The sequence below is a fragment of the Pseudomonas sp. genome (assembly GCF_030690725.1).
Lineage (GTDB): Bacteria > Pseudomonadota > Gammaproteobacteria > Pseudomonadales > Pseudomonadaceae > Aquipseudomonas.
On sequence record NZ_JAUYGD010000089.1, the window covers coordinates 184,292 to 200,104 of the forward strand.

Annotated in this window: 16 protein-coding genes; 9 read left to right on the forward strand and 7 right to left on the reverse strand. The window is 59.0% G+C overall.

The annotated features are described in order from the left end of the window. Window position 1: 1 nt before the first annotated feature. Window positions 2-883 carry a ChaN family lipoprotein gene (locus tag Q8O69_RS21590; protein ID WP_305594471.1) on the forward strand — a complete coding sequence of 294 codons (882 nt, stop codon included), beginning with the start codon at window positions 2-4 and terminating at the stop codon, window positions 881-883. 54 nt (window positions 884-937) lie between these two features. Continuing rightward, window positions 938-1,345, forward strand: a complete 408-nt coding sequence (locus tag Q8O69_RS21595) for a nuclear transport factor 2 family protein (protein ID WP_305594472.1) — start codon at window positions 938-940, stop codon at window positions 1,343-1,345. 276 nt (window positions 1,346-1,621) lie between these two features. Here Q8O69_RS21595 and Q8O69_RS21600 read toward each other — a convergent pair whose 3' ends face one another. From Q8O69_RS21600 to Q8O69_RS21620, 5 genes are all read right to left on the reverse strand, one after another. After that, complete coding sequence (locus Q8O69_RS21600) at window positions 1,622-2,422, reverse strand: Crp/Fnr family transcriptional regulator (RefSeq protein WP_275961633.1); 801 nt, start codon at window positions 2,420-2,422, stop codon at window positions 1,622-1,624. 106 nt (window positions 2,423-2,528) lie between these two features. Then, the gene (locus Q8O69_RS21605; protein WP_275961632.1) at window positions 2,529-2,801 is read right to left on the reverse strand and encodes a TfoX/Sxy family protein; all 273 of its coding nucleotides are present in this window, start codon (window positions 2,799-2,801) and stop codon (window positions 2,529-2,531) included. A gap of 39 nt (window positions 2,802-2,840) precedes the next feature. Next, window positions 2,841-3,596, reverse strand: a complete 756-nt coding sequence (locus Q8O69_RS21610) for a class I SAM-dependent methyltransferase (protein WP_305594473.1) — start codon at window positions 3,594-3,596, stop codon at window positions 2,841-2,843. After that, window positions 3,593-3,937 (reverse strand): pentapeptide repeat-containing protein, encoded by a 345-nt coding sequence (locus tag Q8O69_RS21615; RefSeq protein ID WP_275961630.1) that lies wholly within the window; start codon window positions 3,935-3,937, stop codon window positions 3,593-3,595. Before Q8O69_RS21615 ends, Q8O69_RS21610 begins: the two co-directional genes overlap by 4 nt. An 84-nt stretch (window positions 3,938-4,021) precedes the next feature. Further along, on the reverse strand, window positions 4,022-5,584 hold the full coding sequence (locus Q8O69_RS21620; RefSeq protein WP_305594474.1) for a bifunctional aminoglycoside phosphotransferase/ATP-binding protein: 1,563 nt from the start codon (window positions 5,582-5,584) through the stop codon (window positions 4,022-4,024). A gap of 117 nt (window positions 5,585-5,701) precedes the next feature. Here Q8O69_RS21620 and mrcB point away from each other — a divergent pair, with 117 nt between their 5' ends. The 3 genes from mrcB to Q8O69_RS21635 are packed head-to-tail and all read left to right on the forward strand — an operon-like array spanning window position 5,702 to window position 9,065. Beyond that, a complete protein-coding gene (gene mrcB / locus Q8O69_RS21625) occupies window positions 5,702-8,020 on the forward strand; it encodes a penicillin-binding protein 1B (RefSeq protein WP_305594475.1) in 2,319 nt (772 codons plus the stop codon). Between the two features lie 17 nt (window positions 8,021-8,037). Further along, window positions 8,038-8,736, forward strand: a complete 699-nt coding sequence (locus Q8O69_RS21630; RefSeq protein WP_305594477.1) for a M48 family metallopeptidase — start codon at window positions 8,038-8,040, stop codon at window positions 8,734-8,736. Next, window positions 8,736-9,065, forward strand: a complete 330-nt coding sequence (locus tag Q8O69_RS21635) for a YqcC family protein (protein WP_305594479.1) — start codon at window positions 8,736-8,738, stop codon at window positions 9,063-9,065. Before Q8O69_RS21630 ends, Q8O69_RS21635 begins: the two co-directional genes overlap by 1 nt. Before the next feature lie 15 nt (window positions 9,066-9,080). On the opposite strand, the gene Q8O69_RS21640 is transcribed toward Q8O69_RS21635, so the two are convergent. Next, window positions 9,081-9,524: a DUF4124 domain-containing protein gene (locus Q8O69_RS21640; protein WP_305594481.1), complete on the reverse strand. Its 444-nt coding sequence runs from the start codon at window positions 9,522-9,524 to the stop codon at window positions 9,081-9,083. Window positions 9,525-9,931: 407 nt separating this feature from the next. On the opposite strand from Q8O69_RS21640, the gene Q8O69_RS21645 reads away from it, so the two are divergent. Both Q8O69_RS21645 and ilvN read left to right on the forward strand, forming a co-directional pair. Then, entirely contained in the window at window positions 9,932-11,656 is a 1,725-nt protein-coding gene (locus Q8O69_RS21645) for an acetolactate synthase 3 large subunit (RefSeq protein WP_160088604.1), read from the forward strand. A gap of 2 nt (window positions 11,657-11,658) precedes the next feature. Further along, window positions 11,659-12,150: an acetolactate synthase small subunit gene (gene ilvN, locus Q8O69_RS21650; protein ID WP_090256033.1), complete on the forward strand. Its 492-nt coding sequence runs from the start codon at window positions 11,659-11,661 to the stop codon at window positions 12,148-12,150. Between the two features lie 78 nt (window positions 12,151-12,228). On the opposite strand, the gene ilvY is transcribed toward ilvN, so the two are convergent. Next, window positions 12,229-13,110, reverse strand: coding sequence for an HTH-type transcriptional activator IlvY (ilvY, locus tag Q8O69_RS21655; protein ID WP_305594484.1), 882 nt, complete (start codon window positions 13,108-13,110; stop codon window positions 12,229-12,231). A 125-nt stretch (window positions 13,111-13,235) separates the two neighbouring features. On the opposite strand from ilvY, the gene ilvC reads away from it, so the two are divergent. Beyond that, complete coding sequence (gene ilvC, locus Q8O69_RS21660) at window positions 13,236-14,252, forward strand: ketol-acid reductoisomerase (RefSeq protein ID WP_160088600.1); 1,017 nt, start codon at window positions 13,236-13,238, stop codon at window positions 14,250-14,252. A gap of 156 nt (window positions 14,253-14,408) precedes the next feature. Further along, window positions 14,409-15,221 carry a CDP-diacylglycerol--serine O-phosphatidyltransferase gene (gene pssA / locus Q8O69_RS21665; protein ID WP_296127291.1) on the forward strand — a complete coding sequence of 271 codons (813 nt, stop codon included), beginning with the start codon at window positions 14,409-14,411 and terminating at the stop codon, window positions 15,219-15,221. Window positions 15,222-15,813 lie beyond the last annotated feature (592 nt).

Below are 15,813 nucleotides of genomic sequence, written 5' to 3' on the forward strand. Positions count from 1 at the left end.
TATGCGTATTGCGTTATTGATGGTCGCTGCGCTGTTGAGTGCCTGTCATGCCTCGTTACTGGCTTTGCCCGCCTGGCAAAGCCCTGAAGGTTTGCAGCATCCTGAGCTGGGGCAGATTGTCGAGTTGCGCACCGGTGCACTGCTGACGCCTGAGCAACTGCTGGAGCACTTGGCCGCGGCACCCAAAGTGCTGGTCGGCGAGCGGCATGACAATCCCGATCACCATGCGCTGCAGCTCTGGCTGTTGCGCGCGCTGGCAGCGCAGCGGCCGCAGGGCAGTCTGCTGCTGGAAATGCTGACGCCGGATCAGCAGGCCAAGGTCGATCAGGTGCGCGCTGCCATCGCGGCCGGACAGGCGCCGCAGGACATGCTCAGCGCCCTGGCCTGGCAGCCGGGCTGGGCCTGGTCGCTGTACGGGCCGCTGGTGCAGCATGCGCTGCGTCAGCCTTATCCGTTACTGGCGGCCAACCTTGAGCGTCGCGAGATCATGCAGATATACGCCGAAGTGCCGCAGCTGCAAGGCCAGGCCTCCATGGCGCAGCCGGTGCGTGAGGCGTTGTTCCAGCAGATTCGCCAGTCGCATTGCAATCTGCTGCCGGACAGTCAGCTGCCCGCCATGCTCGCCGTGCAGCAACAGCGTGATCGGCGCATGGCCGAAGCTCTCTTGGCCGCGCCCGAGCCGAGCCTGCTGTTTGCCGGTGCCTTCCATGTGCGCCGTGAACTGGGCGTGCCGTTGCATCTGCAGGATTTAGGTGCAGCTGAAGGTGTGCAGGTGCTGATTCTGGCGGAGGTTGGTAGCCAGGTCGCTGCGGAATCGGCCGATTACGTCTGGTACACGCCAGCGCAACCTGAGCAGGACCACTGCGCAAAACTGCGACCCTAGCCCGATTTGTCTGCGGCTGAGCGGGTAGTCTGCGGTTTTTACCGGAGACTGCTGATGCCAGCCGCTGCCCACGCCCTGCTTACCCGCTACTTCAACGCCCTTAACGAACGTGACAGCCGCGCCTGCCTGGCCCTGCTCAGCGCTGATGTGCTGCTGGATATCAACCAGGGCCCGCGCGAGCAGGGCGTACAAGCTTTTGCCGACTACCTGGAACGCACCCAGCGCTGCTACCGCGAAAGCATCGATAACCTGCAGATCCTCACCGAGCCAAGCGGGCAGCGCGCCGCCTGCGAATTCACCCTGAGCGGTGAATACCTGAGCACCGATGATGGTCTGCCGGATGCCTGTGGCCAGAGCTATCAACTGACGGCAGCGAGTTTCTTCGAGATTCGTGACGGCAAGATCTGCCGGGTCAGCCAACACTTCAATCTGCCGGAGTGGTTGGCGCAGGTCGATTTCTAAAGGCTGCTGAGCGTACTTTTTGACAGGCAAAAAAAGACCCGGCAAGAGCCGGGTCAATAACCGTGATTAGCCTGATGAGGAGATAATCTGAAGAGGCCGACTGAAGGTCTCTTAAGCTTATCGGCTGATCTCGCGATCAGTTGTGGTAATAATAACAATTCTCATTTTCAAGTCAACACCTCCAAGCAAACTTTTTTATCGATCTGCTGGCGACCTGTTCGGCCCATAAACAAACAACCCGACACAAGGTCGGGTTGTTGAGGCCGCAAGCCGGTTTCAGGACGCTTCGGCCGGCAAGCGCAGCTGGGTGACTTCCTTGTTCAGCAGGTCGATGCGCTTGGCCATGCTTTCAATCAGGCTGTGGGCAATCCGCGGGTTGCTCTGCATCAGACTGAGGAACTGCTCCTTGGGGATGACCATTACGGTGCACGGCTCGCTCGCCAGCACGGTGGCGCTGCGCTTCTCGCGGGTGAACACGGCCATGGCGCCGAAGATTTCATCCTTTTGCACATCGCCGACCTTGTGCCCATCGACATAGGCCTCGGCATGGCCTTCGATAATGATAAAGACGTTGTCGGCGACATCACCCTGATGGATCAGCTCTTCACCCGCAGCAAAGTGCTGGAAGCCGGTGGAGGGGCGAATTTCTGGCTGTTTCAAACGCGCCAGGGCGTCGGACAGCAGGGCGGTATGGCCGATCAGGTACTGGATAAACAGTTCCTGGCGCTGTTCGCTGGCATAGATGTGCTTGAACACATCACTGCGCGAATAGGGGATCAGGCTCAGTTGCTCTTCGCTGCTGTAACGGCAGCTGGGCATGTCCAGGCCCTGGCGCAGGCCAACCAGGTCGCCTTCCTGTAGATAAAACAGCGGACGTTCATCGACTACGGCATGCAGCAGGCCATTTTCAATGATGAATAGCTGATTGCCCGGCAGCACCTTGGCCAGGTCTTCTGCACGTTCAAGCTGTAGTGGCGATCCAGCAGGTGCAAGCCCATCGAGCAATTGAGTGGGGATGCTTTGTAGTCGGTTGATTAGCTGATCGGCGTAAGCCGGTTGCTCCCCGAGTAAATACATGAGCGAATTTCCTTGAACTGGCTGGGCATACTAAACCGCACGAACGTCCCTAAAACAATAGTTGCCAGCGCGCTTCAGGTAAATCAAAAGCCTGAGAGGTTGTGAGCTAGCTCTTGTTGTGGGGTGAACTTTCATCGAGCTGGCCGTTCAGTTCGGCTTTATGCCCGGGTGGTAGCTCGTTCCAGTGCACGTCCAGTAGTGCGCCTTCAATTGCATACAGCAACACCTTGGATGCCCTGAAGCCCCGTGCGCGTACCGCGCGATAAGCACTGACCGCGCCCAGTCGGCGCAGGTCATTGGCGCTGTGGATACCGACTGCGTGGAGCCACTGGGCCGAGGTTTTGCCGAGGTTCTTCAGGTGTTGCAGTTCATCGTTCATCAAGCCTCCTTGCGCTGCTGGGCAGTCGTGCGGATGGAGTCAGTTTGGCGTGCCTGCCAGAAAGTGTAGCGGCCAGCGGACAAAGCGTGGCTGTTTGGCATCACCCCAGGCCTGGCGCAGTTTTGGCTGCAGTTGCCGCAGTGGATCGACGCCGTTTTGCTGCTCGTAGCGCTGCACCGCTGACCAGGTGCGCAGGTAGCCCAGTAGCTGTTCCAGCGACCAGCTGATTTCCATAGCCGAGGCGGGCGGGGCGAGTGGGGTAAAGGGATTGTCGATATCACGGTAGCCGGCATCGACACTGGCGCGGCCCAGCGGCCAGTAACCGCCGAGGGTATTCCAGTAAAACTCGTCGATCAGCGCGTCCAGCTCATCGTCGATGCGCATCAAGCTGTAACACCAGGCACAGAACACCCCGCCAGGCTTGAGCAGGCGACGTACTTCGGCAAAGAACGCCGGTGTGGCAAACCAGTGCAGGGCCTGCGCTACCACGATCAGGTCCAGGCTCTGGCTGGGCAGGGGCTGCGTTTGCGCCTCGGCGACGAACAACTGCAGGCCAGGTTGATCCACGCCGGCCTGCAATTGTTCCAGGCTGGCATCGCAGGCCAGCACCTGTTTGAAGTGCTCGCGCAGCGGACGGCTGGCCTGGCCATTGCCACAGGCAATATCCAGCGCCCGCTGGCGTTCCGCGCATTGCGCGGCCAGCCAGGCAAACAGGCTCTCTGGGTAATGCGGGCGGAAGCTGGCGTAGGCATCTGCTCGGGCGCCGAACAGTTGGCTGACGTGGTTACCGCTCAACGGGTGTTGTAGCGCAGGCGGGTGCCGAAATTCACCGACATCAGAATCTCGTCTGCCGTCAGCTCGACCGGGAAGTAGGCCCCGGAAATCTGCGCGTGGGCCAGGCTGGCCCCTTCGAGCTGGGCATTGCGCAGGTCAAGGCCGCGCAGGTCGGTGCCGCGAAAGTAGGCGTTGGTGAAGTTAATGCCCTCGGCATTCAGGGCGCGCAGGTCAATGCCGCGAAAGTCGCCGCCGCTTAGGTCAACGACCGTGTCTTTGGGCTTTTGCGCATTGAAGGCAGAAATTTGTTCGTTGTGGATCAGGCTATACAGCGGGCTATCCAGTTGTCGGGGCTGGCTCATGGTGCATCTCCTTATGGGCTCACCGCCAGTATAGAAGCCGCGGCGCGCTCTGCTCGCGCCGCAACTCTGTTACCCGTTTACGTATTACAGACCCGTCAGGCGCTGGCGAATGCGTGCGATCAAGGTGTCCAGGCTGGCGCTTTCGTGGGTGTCGACGCGCTTGCTGTGCAGCAGTTCATCGTCACTTAAGGCTTCGCGGCTGGCTTGTTGGGCGTGTACGACGTCCATGGTGGCGTCCGACGGGTCGCTGCCGGCGACTTTGCGTTGTTCCAGCCAGCTGGCGATCACTTCGTCCGGGGCGCTGCATTCCAGAATCAGGAAGGGCGCGCCGCAGGCTTCGGCAACCTGGCTGGCCGCTTCGCGCTGCGCCTGCTTGAGGTAGGTGGCGTCGATGACTACCGGGAAGCCGGCATGCAGGGCCGCTTCGGCGAGCTGGTGCAGGCGCTGGTATGTGGCGGCGCTGGCGTCTTGGGTGTAGATCCCGGCGCTGAGTTTGCCGAGGTCAGCATCCTTCTGCTCGCCGAACAGGCGCTTGCGCTCTACATCCGAACGCAGACGAATAGCGCCCAGTGCCTCGACCAGGCGCATGGCCACATGGCTTTTGCCTACAGCGGAAACGCCGTGGGTAATGACCAGGAAGTTCGACGGGATGGCGCTGTAGCTTTCCGCCAGGTTGGCGTAGTTGCGGTATTGGCGCAGGGTTACCGCCTTTTGCACTGCATCGGTCTGATGGGCCAGGCTGAACAGCGCGACCTTGGCGCGTACCAGCGCACGATAGGCTTTGTAGAAATTCAGCAGCTCCAGAGCGGCGTAATCACCGGTGTGCTCCAGCCAAGCATTGACGAAGCGCCAGGCATGGGCCTTGAGACCGCGGTCTTCCAGGTCCATGGCGAGGAAGGCGGCGTCCGAGGCGATATCGATCAGGCGGAACGGCTCGTTGAACTCGATGCAGTCGAACAGCACCACCTGATCATCCAGCAGGGTGGCGTTGCCCAGGTGGATGTCGCCGTGGCATTCGCGGATCGAGCCATTGGCCGCGCGCGTGGCCAGCAGCGGTTCAAGGCGCGTGCAGTTGGCTTCGGTCCAGGCCTCCAGGGCTTCCAGCTGCTGCAGGTCGGCCGCGTCACTGAGCATCGGGCGGATCTGTTCGAAGTTCTGCCGCATCGGCGCGACAATTGCCTCGGGTGTGCACAATTCATGGCTGGCCGCGACCGCAGGGGTCGAACCGTGGAAGTCGGCAATCTGTTTGGCCAGGGCATCGATATGCGCTTCGCTCAGTTCGCCGCGTGCCTGCACGTCACTGAGCAGCTGGCTTTGCGGGAATTGGCGCATTTTCAGTGCGTATTCGATGGCCGGGCCGCTGCCGCCGAGTTGCGGGGCGTCGACGCTGCCGCTGATCGGCAGCACGTCCAGGTAAAGGCCCTGGGTCAGGCGCTGGTTGAGGCGCAGTTCTTCCTTGCAGAAGTGTTCGCGGGCGCTCAGCTCGGTGAAGTCGAGAAAGCCGAAATTCACCGGCTTCTTGAGCTTGTAGGCGAAGGGGCCGGTGAGCACCACCCAGGAAATATGGGTTTCGATGACCTGGAACTGCTCTACGGGATGAGGGTAGAGGGCCGGGTTCTGCAGTGCGGCGATCAGAGCTTGGCTCACGGGCGATCCTTGGCGTTGTACTGAATAAGAGGCGGCCATTATGGCCGCTCAACGGCAGTCTGCAAACCGCTGCGCTGGTCTGCTGGCAAGTGGGCAAAGTGCGTATAATGCCGCGCCATGACTCGTACCCGATCTTCCCGTCCCCGTTCTAAACGCCGTTCCGGCGGTATGCGCCCCTGGTTGGGCTGGGCTATCAAGCTCGGCCTGGTTGGTTTGGTGGTGCTCGCCGTGTTTGCGGTTTACCTCGATGCTGTGGTGCAGGAGAAGTTCTCCGGCAAGCGCTGGACTGTGCCCGCCAAGGTCTATGCCAGGCCGCTGGAGCTGTTTGTTGGGCAGAAACTGGCCAAGGATGACTTCCTCAAGGAGCTGGATGCCCTGGGTTATCGCCGTGAAAGCGCGGTGGCCGGCCCAGGCGGTGTTTCGGTCGCCGGCAACAATATCGAGCTGCATTCACGCGGTTTTCAGTTCTACGAAAGTGTTGAGCCATCGCAACGCGTACGTGTGCGTTTTTCTGGCGATTACGTTGCAGGACTGACTCAGGCAGGTGGTGGCAACCTGGCCGTGGCGCGGCTTGAGCCGTTACTGATTGGCGGCTTGTACCCCGCGCATCAGGAAGACCGCGTGCTGATCAAGCTGGAGCAGGTGCCGCCGTATCTGGTTGAAACCCTGGTGGCGATTGAGGACCGCGAGTTTTTCAACCACTTTGGCGTTTCGCCCAAGGGCGTAGCCCGCGCGGTGTGGATCAACGCCACTGCCGGTCAGCTGCGCCAGGGCGGCAGTACCTTGACTCAGCAGTTGGTGAAGAACTTCTACCTGACCAACGAGCGCACCCTGGCCCGTAAAGCAACCGAAGCCATGATGGCGGTGCTGCTGGAGCTGCATTACGAGAAGAAGGACATTCTTGAGGCGTACCTCAATGAAGTCTTCCTCGGCCAGGACGGTCAGCGTGCGGTGCACGGCTTTGGTCTGGCCAGTCAGTATTTCTTCAGTCAGCCGCTGTCCGAGCTGAAGCTCGATCAGGTGGCGCTGCTGGTGGGCATGGTCAAGGGGCCGACCTACTACAACCCGCGGCGCAACCCCGAGCGCGCGCTGGAGCGGCGCAACCTGGTGCTCGATGTACTGGCCGCCCAGGGCGTGGCCAGCACTGAAGAAGTGGAAGCGGCGAAGCAAAAACCGTTGGGCATTACCCAGCGCGGTACTTTGGCGGACAGCTCGTTCCCAGCCTTCCTTGATCTGGTCAAGCGCCAGCTGCGCGAGGACTACCAGGAGCAGGACCTGACCGAAGAGGGCCTGCGCATCTTCACCAGCTTCGATCCGATCATGCAGCTCAAGGCCGAAAGCGCCTTGGCCGACACCCTGAAACGCTTGTCCGGGCGCAAAGGGGTTGATCAGGTCGAAGCCGGGATGGTGGTGACCAGTCCGGAAAGTGGTGAGGTGCAGGCCATTATTGGTAGCCGCCAGCCGCGCTTTGCCGGCTTCAATCGCGCGCTGGATGCAGTACGGCCGATTGGTTCGCTGATCAAGCCGGCGATTTACTTGACCGCGTTGGAGCGGCCCAGCCAGTACACCTTGACCAGTCTGCTGGAAGATCAGCCGTTCTCCATCAAGGGCCAGGACGGTCAGGTCTGGAGCCCGCAGAACTATGACCGCAAAGCCCATGGCACGATTTATCTGTACCAGGGGTTGGTCAATTCCTACAACCTGTCGACTGCCAAGCTCGGCCTGGAACTCGGCGTGCCGGAGGTGTTGAAGACCCTCAATCGATTGGGTGTCGAGCAGCAGTGGCCGGCGTATCCGTCGATGCTGCTGGGCGCTGGTGGGCTGAGCCCGATGAACGTGGCGAATATGTACCAGACCTTGGCCAATGGCGGTTTCAATACGCCCTTGCGCGGTATTCGTGCGGTATTGACGGCCGAGGGCGAGCCGCTCAAACGTTATCCATTCCAGATTCAGCAGCGTTTTGACAGCGGCGCCATCTACCTGCTGCAGAACGCCATGCAGCGCACGATGTCAGAAGGCACAGGGCGCTCGGTCTACAGTCAGCTGCCGCGCTCCCTGGCCCTGGCCGGCAAGACCGGCACCAGTAACGATTCGCGCGACAGCTGGTTTGCCGGCTTCAGCCAGGATGTCCTGGCTGTAGTCTGGCTGGGCCGTGATGACAACGGCCCAACGCCACTGACCGGGGCGACGGGCGCACTGCAGGTGTGGACGGACTTTATGCGCAAGGCCGACCCACTGCCGCTGGATATGCCCGTGCCGGATAACGTGGTGCAGGCCTGGGTGGATGCCAGCAGCGGCCAGGGCACTGACCCGAGTTGTCCGAATGCAGTACAGATGCCGTATATTCGCGGCAGCCAACCCGTCGCCGGGCCGGCCTGTGGTATTCAGGCACCGGTCAACGAGGTGATGGATTGGGTACGCGGCTGGTTGGATTAAGTTAAAGAGGGCGTGACGTGAATAAGTGGTTGATCCCAGCTGTAACGGCTTCGTTGTTGTTGGCCGGCTGTAGCAGCGTGCCGCGCGGCTCGATCCCGGTAGTTGAAGGCGGTACTTCGGTAGCCGGCGCGCAGTCGGGTACGCCAGGCGGTTATGGTGCCCCCGCCGCACAGCCTCAGGCCCTGCCGGAAGACTCCGGTGTGGTAGTGATGGTGCCGGGTGGTGGCGGGAGTTCCGCGCCGATTCAGTCGTTCCCGGCAAGCAATGCCCCGCTGGATATCGGCAGCACTACCCAGCCGTGGAGTGCTACGCCGCCTGCCACCACTCAAGGCGGCTATGTCGCGCCGGCACCCAGTGGCATCCCAAGCGGTGGTTTGGCCATGGATGAGCAGCTGGATGGCCCGGTCCTGGCCTTGCTGACTACGGCGCAGCAACAGCAGGGTGGTGGTGATCTGAATGGTGCCGCCTCCAGTCTGGAGCGCGCCCAGCGTATTGCGCCGCGTGAACCGCAGGTGCTCTATAAACTTGCCGAAGTACGTTTAGCCCAAGGTGATGCAGCGCAGGCCGAGCAGTTCGCCCGTCGTGGTCTGAGCTATGCCAACGGTCGCCCGGCCTTGCAGGCCAGTCTGTGGAACCTGATCGCCCAGGCGCGCGAGCGTCAAGGTGATGCTGCGGGTGCCGCCCAGGCCCGTGAACAGGCGCGAGTCAGCCTCTGATGGATGCGCGCGTACCTATGGTGGCGGAGCAGCTGCTGCTGATCGAGCGGGAGCTGCGCGTGCAAGGCTGGTGGGATGCGCAGGCGCCCAGTGCGCAGGCGCTATCCAGTCAGCAGCCGTTCTGTGTCGATACGCTGGCGTTCGAGCAGTGGCTGCAGTGGATATTTCTACCGAGGATGAAGCAGATGCTGGAAGCAGGGGCCACATTGCCCAGTGTGTCCGGGATTCAGCCGATGGCCGAGCAGGTGTATGGCAGTCAGGCCAAAAAAGCCAGGACGCTGATCAAGCTGCTGGGTGAATTCGATCAGCTAATTGTTGGCGCGAGCTGAGTCGCGCCAATCGGTTTATTTGCAGTTTTCGGCAATCGCCTTCTGCGCTTCGCTGATACGGCTTTGGCGCTCTTCTTCGCTTAGGCGGCGCACTTCACCCTCTACTTCCATGCGCAGGCGCGGATTGTTCTGCAGTTGTGCGAGGTTAGTGCGCACATCTTCACAGTACTTCTTGCGCTCCACTTCTTTGGCCGCGACGTCCTGTTTGACCTTTTCATCGATGGCCGCCTGCTCGGGGTCTGCGATGCTTTCGAAGGTCGGTGCCGCTTTTTTCTCTTCTGCTGCGACAGGTTTTGGCGGCGGTGTTGCGGTATTGATGCTGGTGGCGTCTTGGCCTTGTGGCGGTTGTGCGCTGAAGTGCGTTACGCCTTGGGCGTCGACCCACTTGTAAACCTGGCTGGCCATGGCGGTGGCGCTCATGGCGAGCAGCAAGCTGCTGGTGATCATCATGCGGCGCATGCGGTTTCCTTATATTGAGCTGCGGTGCCTGCTGACTACTATAACCAAAATGTTCGAATCGTCATCCTGCGCTGCGTCACAGCAGAAGATTGCAGATTCAATCACGGATTGCTTGACTTGGCAGCGCCGAATCCCAACAATTCCACGCTCGCTGTAGTGGAGTCCGCCGCAAGCAGGCTTTAGCTCAGTAGACATGAGGTGCACACCCGCGCCGACCTGTTACACCCGCAACGCGTTACCTCGCGCTGGGTGGGAAGACCCCGCAACACTTTGGGGTATTCCCAATACTTGCTCAGTTGTAGCTGACGTAGTCGGCGACCACCGTCGCTCATGCTCTGCTGACAGTAAACCTATCTTAGGCCGTCCTCCTTGTTGGGCGGTTTTCTGGCGTTTTAGAGGTGAACAACGTGGAGCTTTTATCCGGCGCTGAAATGGTCGTCCGCTTTTTGCGTGACGAAGGCGTTAAGAACATCTATGGGTACCCTGGCGGTGCTCTTCTACACATCTACGATGCCCTGTTCAAAGAGCCGGAAGTGCAGCACATCCTGGTTCGTCACGAACAAGCGGCAACCCATATGGCTGACGGTTATGCCCGTGCCACCGGTAAAGCCGGTGTGGTACTGGTAACCTCTGGCCCTGGCGCAACCAATGCCATCACCGGTATTGCCACTGCCTATATGGACTCCATTCCGATGGTGGTGTTGTCTGGCCAGGTGCCAAGCACCATGGTCGGCACCGATGCCTTCCAGGAAACCGACATGATCGGTATCTCGCGGCCAATTGTGAAGCACAGCTTTATGATCAAGCACGCCTCGGAGATCCCGGAAGTCCTGAAGAAAGCCTTCTATCTGGCGCAATCCGGCCGTCCAGGCCCGGTGGTCGTGGATATTCCGAAGGACATGACCAACCCGGCTGAGAAGTTCGAGTACGTCTATCCGAAGAAGGTCAAGCTGCGCTCCTACAGCCCGGCTCTGCGCGGTCATTCCGGGCAGATCCGTAAGGCGGCTGAACTGCTGCTGACGGCCAAGCGTCCAGTCATCTACTCCGGTGGTGGTGTGATTATGGGCGGTGCAGCAGCGCCGCTGACCGAGCTGGCGCAGATGCTCAACCTGCCAGTCACCAACACCCTCATGGGCTTGGGTGGCTATCCAGGGACCGATCGCCAGTTCCTCGGCATGCTCGGTATGCACGGCAGCTACACCGCCAACCTGGCAATGCACCACGCGGATGTGATCCTGGCGGTGGGCGCACGCTTCGATGACCGCGTGATCAACGGCGCAAGCAAGTTCTGCCCGAATGCCAAGATCATCCACGTTGATATCGATCCGGCCTCCATCTCCAAGACCATCAAGGCCGATATCCCTATCGTCGGCCCGGTTGATAGCGTGATGACCGAGATGGTCGCGATCCTTAAAGAGATCGGCGAGCAACTGAACAAGGATGCCCTGGCGAGCTGGTGGAAGCAGATCGAAGAGTGGCGCGGTGGTCGCATCATGTTCCCTTACGACAAGGGCGACGGCAGCATCATCAAGCCGCAAACCGTGATCGAGACGCTGTCCGAAGTCACCGGTGGCGACGCGTTCGTGACCTCTGATGTTGGTCAGCACCAGATGTTTGCTGCTCAGTACTACCGCTTCAACAAGCCGAACCGTTGGATCAACTCCGGCGGCCTGGGCACCATGGGCTTTGGTTTCCCAGCAGCTATGGGCGTCAAGTTGAGCTTCCCGGATGACGAAGTCGCCTGCGTAACCGGTGAAGGCAGCATCCAGATGAACATCCAGGAGCTGTCGACCTGCCTGCAGTACGGTTTGCCGGTGAAGATCGTCAACCTTAACAACGGTGCGCTGGGTATGGTGCGCCAGTGGCAGGACATGAACTACGGTAGCCGTCACTCGCATTCCTATATGGAATCGTTGCCGGATTTCGTCAAGCTGGCCGAGGCCTATGGCCATGTCGGCATGCGCATCACTGATCTGAAGGATCTAAAACCGATGATGGAGGAAGCCTTCGCGATGAAAGATCGCCTGGTGTTCCTCGACATCCAGGTTGATACCAGTGAGCACGTCTATCCGATGCAGATCAAAGACGGTGCAATGCGCGATATGTGGCTGAGCAAGACGGAGCGTACCTAATCATGCGACACATTATTTCCCTGCTGCTGGAAAACGAGCCCGGCGCATTGTCCCGCGTGGTGGGTCTGTTCTCGCAGCGCAACTACAACATCGAAAGCCTGACCGTGGCGCCGACTGAAGACCCGACCCTGTCGCGTCTGACCCTGACCACTGTTGGCCATGATGAAGTGATCGAGCAGATCACCAAAAACCTCAACAAGCTGGTCGAGGTGGTCAAGCTGGTTGATCTGTCGGAAAGCGCTCACGTCGAGCGCGAGCTGATGTTGGTCAAGGTCAAGGCCACTGGCGCCCAACGTGCTGAAGTTAAACGTACCACCGACATCTTCCGTGGGCAGATCGTCGATGTGACCAGCAGCGTTTACACCATTCAACTGGCCGGCACGAGCGACAAGCTGGACAGCTTTATCCAGGCCATCGGCACTGCGTCGATTCTGGAAACAGTACGCAGTGGTGTGACCGGCATTGCCCGTGGCGACAAGGTGCTGAGCATCTGATTACGTTGTACTGATAAAACCAAAAGCCCTCGGGAGGATATCTCCTGAGGGCTTTTTGCATTTTGGGGTAAATGCCTCTTAGCGTTGGCGATTCCAGAAGGCATTAATCAGCGGATCTTTAAGGCGTTTCTCCAGCGCGAACAGGCCGATATCGTAGGCGGTTAACGGCGGCTGAATATCGTAGATGCGGATGCGTGCTGTCAGTGGGCTGTTGTCGAGGACGATTTGCGGAACCACGCCAATGCCAAAACCCAGGCTCACCATGCTGACGATGGCTTCATTACCGCTCACTTGGGCGTAAATGCGCGGTTTGATGTTGTGGTTTTTTAACCATCGATCGGTACGGGTCCTGGCAAGGCCTTCTTCTGAGAGAATCATTGGCACGTCTTTCCAAGTGTCCGTACCGGGGTGTTTCAGTTGTTCCTCGGTTAACAGCTGGGGTGACAGCGGGCCGATAAAGCACAGTGCGGAGCGAGCAATGGATTGAAACGCGACGCCAGCGGGCAAGCTGTCGGGGCGGGCGCCGATGGCCAGGTCTTCCAGTTCTTCTTGCACGCGCTCTACGGCTTTGGCCGGGTCGCCGGTGTGCAGCTTCATTTCAATGCGTGGGTAGTCCTGGCGAAAGCTGCTCAAGATGTCATAGAGGAAGCTGTAGCTGGCCGTTACCGAGCAATACAGGGAGAGCTCGCCGTGCAGGATCAACTGGTCCTGCTTAAAGGTCTGGCGGATGGCCTGCCAGCCGTTCATGACCTCACTCGCATACTCGCGGAACTGTTGTCCCTCGCGGGTCAGGCGCACTGAGCGGTTGTCGCGCAGAAACAGTGGCGCGCCGAGCTCGTCCTCAAGTTGTTTGATGCTGCGGCTGAGTGCGGAAGGGCTGACGTGCTGCTCGCGGCTGGTTTTGCCGAAGTGCAGGTTATCGGCCAGAGAGAGAAAGAGCCTGAGTGCGTTACTATCCATGATTGTTTCAATTATCGGCATGTTGTGTTGCAAATATATCATTTTACGCAATGGTGCGGATCACTTAAGGTGTCTTCGTCGCGGTGCATGCACCCCATCCCTTTCCGATTAAAAGAGACAAGAACATGAAAGTTTATTACGACAAAGACTGTGACCTCTCGATCATCCAGGGTAAGAAAGTTGCCATCATCGGCTACGGTTCCCAGGGCCACGCTCAGGCGTGCAACCTGAAAGATTCCGGCGTTGACGTGACTGTTGGCCTGCGCAAAGGCTCGGCCACTGTTGCCAAGGCTGAAGCCCATGGCCTGAAAGTGACTGACGTTGCTTCCGCCGTTGCTGCTGCCGATCTGGTCATGATCCTGACCCCGGACGAGTTCCAATCCTCGCTGTACAAAAACGAAATCGAACCGAACATCAAGAAAGGCGCCACCCTTGCCTTCTCCCACGGCTTCGCGATCCACTACAACCAGGTTGTACCGCGCGCTGACCTCGACGTGATCATGATCGCGCCAAAAGCGCCGGGTCACACCGTACGTTCCGAATTCGTCAAAGGCGGCGGTATCCCTGACCTGATCGCGATCTATCAGGACGCTTCCGGCAACGCCAAGAATGTTGCCCTGTCCTACGCCGCTGGCGTGGGTGGTGGTCGTACCGGCATCATCGAAACCACCTTCAAGGACGAAACCGAAACCGACCTGTTCGGCGAGCAGGCTGTTCTGTGTGGCGGTACCGTTGAGCTGGTCAAAGCCGGTTTCGAAACCCTGGTTGAAGCGGGCTACGCGCCGGAAATGGCCTACTTCGAATGCTTGCACGAGCTGAAGCTGATCGTTGATCTCATGTACGAAGGCGGTATCGCCAACATGAACTACTCGATCTCCAACAACGCCGAGTACGGCGAGTACGTGACCGGCCCGGAAGTGATCAACGCCGAATCCCGTCAGGCTATGCGCAATGCTCTGAAGCGCATTCAGGACGGCGAATACGCCAAGATGTTCATCAGCGAAGGTGCTACCGGCTACCCTTCGATGACCGCCAAGCGTCGTAACAACGCTGCCCACGGTATCGAAATCATCGGTGAGCAACTGCGTTCCATGATGCCGTGGATCGGTGCCAACAAAATCGTCGACAAAGCCAAGAACTAAGGTTTTATGACGTAAGAAAAGACGCGGCCAAGGCCGCGTTTTTTCATGGTGCGGCAAGGCTTCTGGTATAAAGCCTGAGTGTTGCATGGGCGCTGGCGTGAACCCTGTTCGTCAGCGCCTGTCGAAATTCTCCAAATCCGTTGCAAGGTGTTGTTCATGAATGAACGTCCAGATGAGCCGCAGTCTCCCGTCGACGCCGAAAGTTTGCTGCCAATCGATGAGCATATAGAAGAGGGGCATGACGCCGAAGGGCGCAAGGTCCGTCATCGCGGTATTTATCTGCTGCCCAACCTGTTTACCACGGCCAACTTGTTTGCCGGGTTCTACGCCATCATCAATGCTATGAACGGCAACTTCTATGTGGCCGCCGCCGCAGTGTTTGTTGCCATGGTGCTTGATGGCCTCGATGGTCGTGTAGCGCGTCTGACCAATACCCAGAGCGCCTTTGGTGCCGAGTACGATTCGCTATCCGATATGGTCGCCTTTGGTGTGGCGCCTGCCTTGCTGGCGTTTGAGTGGGCGCTTGGCAGTATGGGTAAGGTTGGCTGGATGGTTGCCTTCATCTATGTAGCGGGCGCGGCATTGCGTCTGGCGCGCTTCAATACGCAGATCGGCAGCGTCGACAAGCGCTACTTTATCGGCCTGGCCAGCCCTGCTGCTGCGGGTGTTGTGGCGGGTACGGTGTGGGCCTTCAGTGATTTCGGTATCAAGGGTTCGAATATGGCCTTTGTGGTTGCGATCCTGGTAGCAGCTGCCGGCATGCTGATGGTCAGCAATATCAAGTACAACAGCTTCAAGGATCTCGATCTCAAGGGGCGTGTGCCGTTTGTGGCGATCCTGGCGGTGGTGCTGGTGTTTGCCGTGGTGTTCAGTGATCCGCCGCGTATTCTGCTGATCATCTTCCTGGCTTACGCGGCCTCGGGGCCGATTCAGTACCTGCTGCGCCTGCGTCGCGGTAAAAGCGCCTAGTTACTGCGCGGTTGGTTCGACAAAGCCGTTGAAGCGTCAGCTTCAACGGCTTTGTCGTTTCTGCAGGCGGCGCGCAGGTGGCTGTGTGGCTGCGGCCCTTGATTTCGTGCTATTGAAACAAAAGCATAACAATCGATTGACCTTCGTTCGGCAGTCCCTATAATGCGCAGCTCTTCAGGCGTAAGCTGCTCCTTAAACTTCTTATAAAACAAGAAGTTAGATTTTAAAAGGGGGTTGCAAAGCAGCGAAAGCTGCGTAGAATGCGCCTCCTCTTCAGGAGGTAGTGTTTGAGTCTGAAGGGGTTCGGTCGAGATGATCGAAGGCGGTAAAAGAGGCGGTTGACAGCAGTTTGAAACGCTGTAGAATTCGCCACCCGCTGACGAGAAGCTAGATGTTGATCGGAGGCGCAAGTGGTTGAGATTGAAAAGAAATTTTCACTCTCGGTAAGAAAAACCACTTGACAGAGAATGAGGCTGCTGTAGAATGCGCGCCTCGGTTGAGACGAAAGACTTAACCACCGCTCTTTAACAACTGAATCAAGCAATTCGTGTGGGTGCTTGTGAGGTAAGACTGCTAGTCGCAAGATTATCAG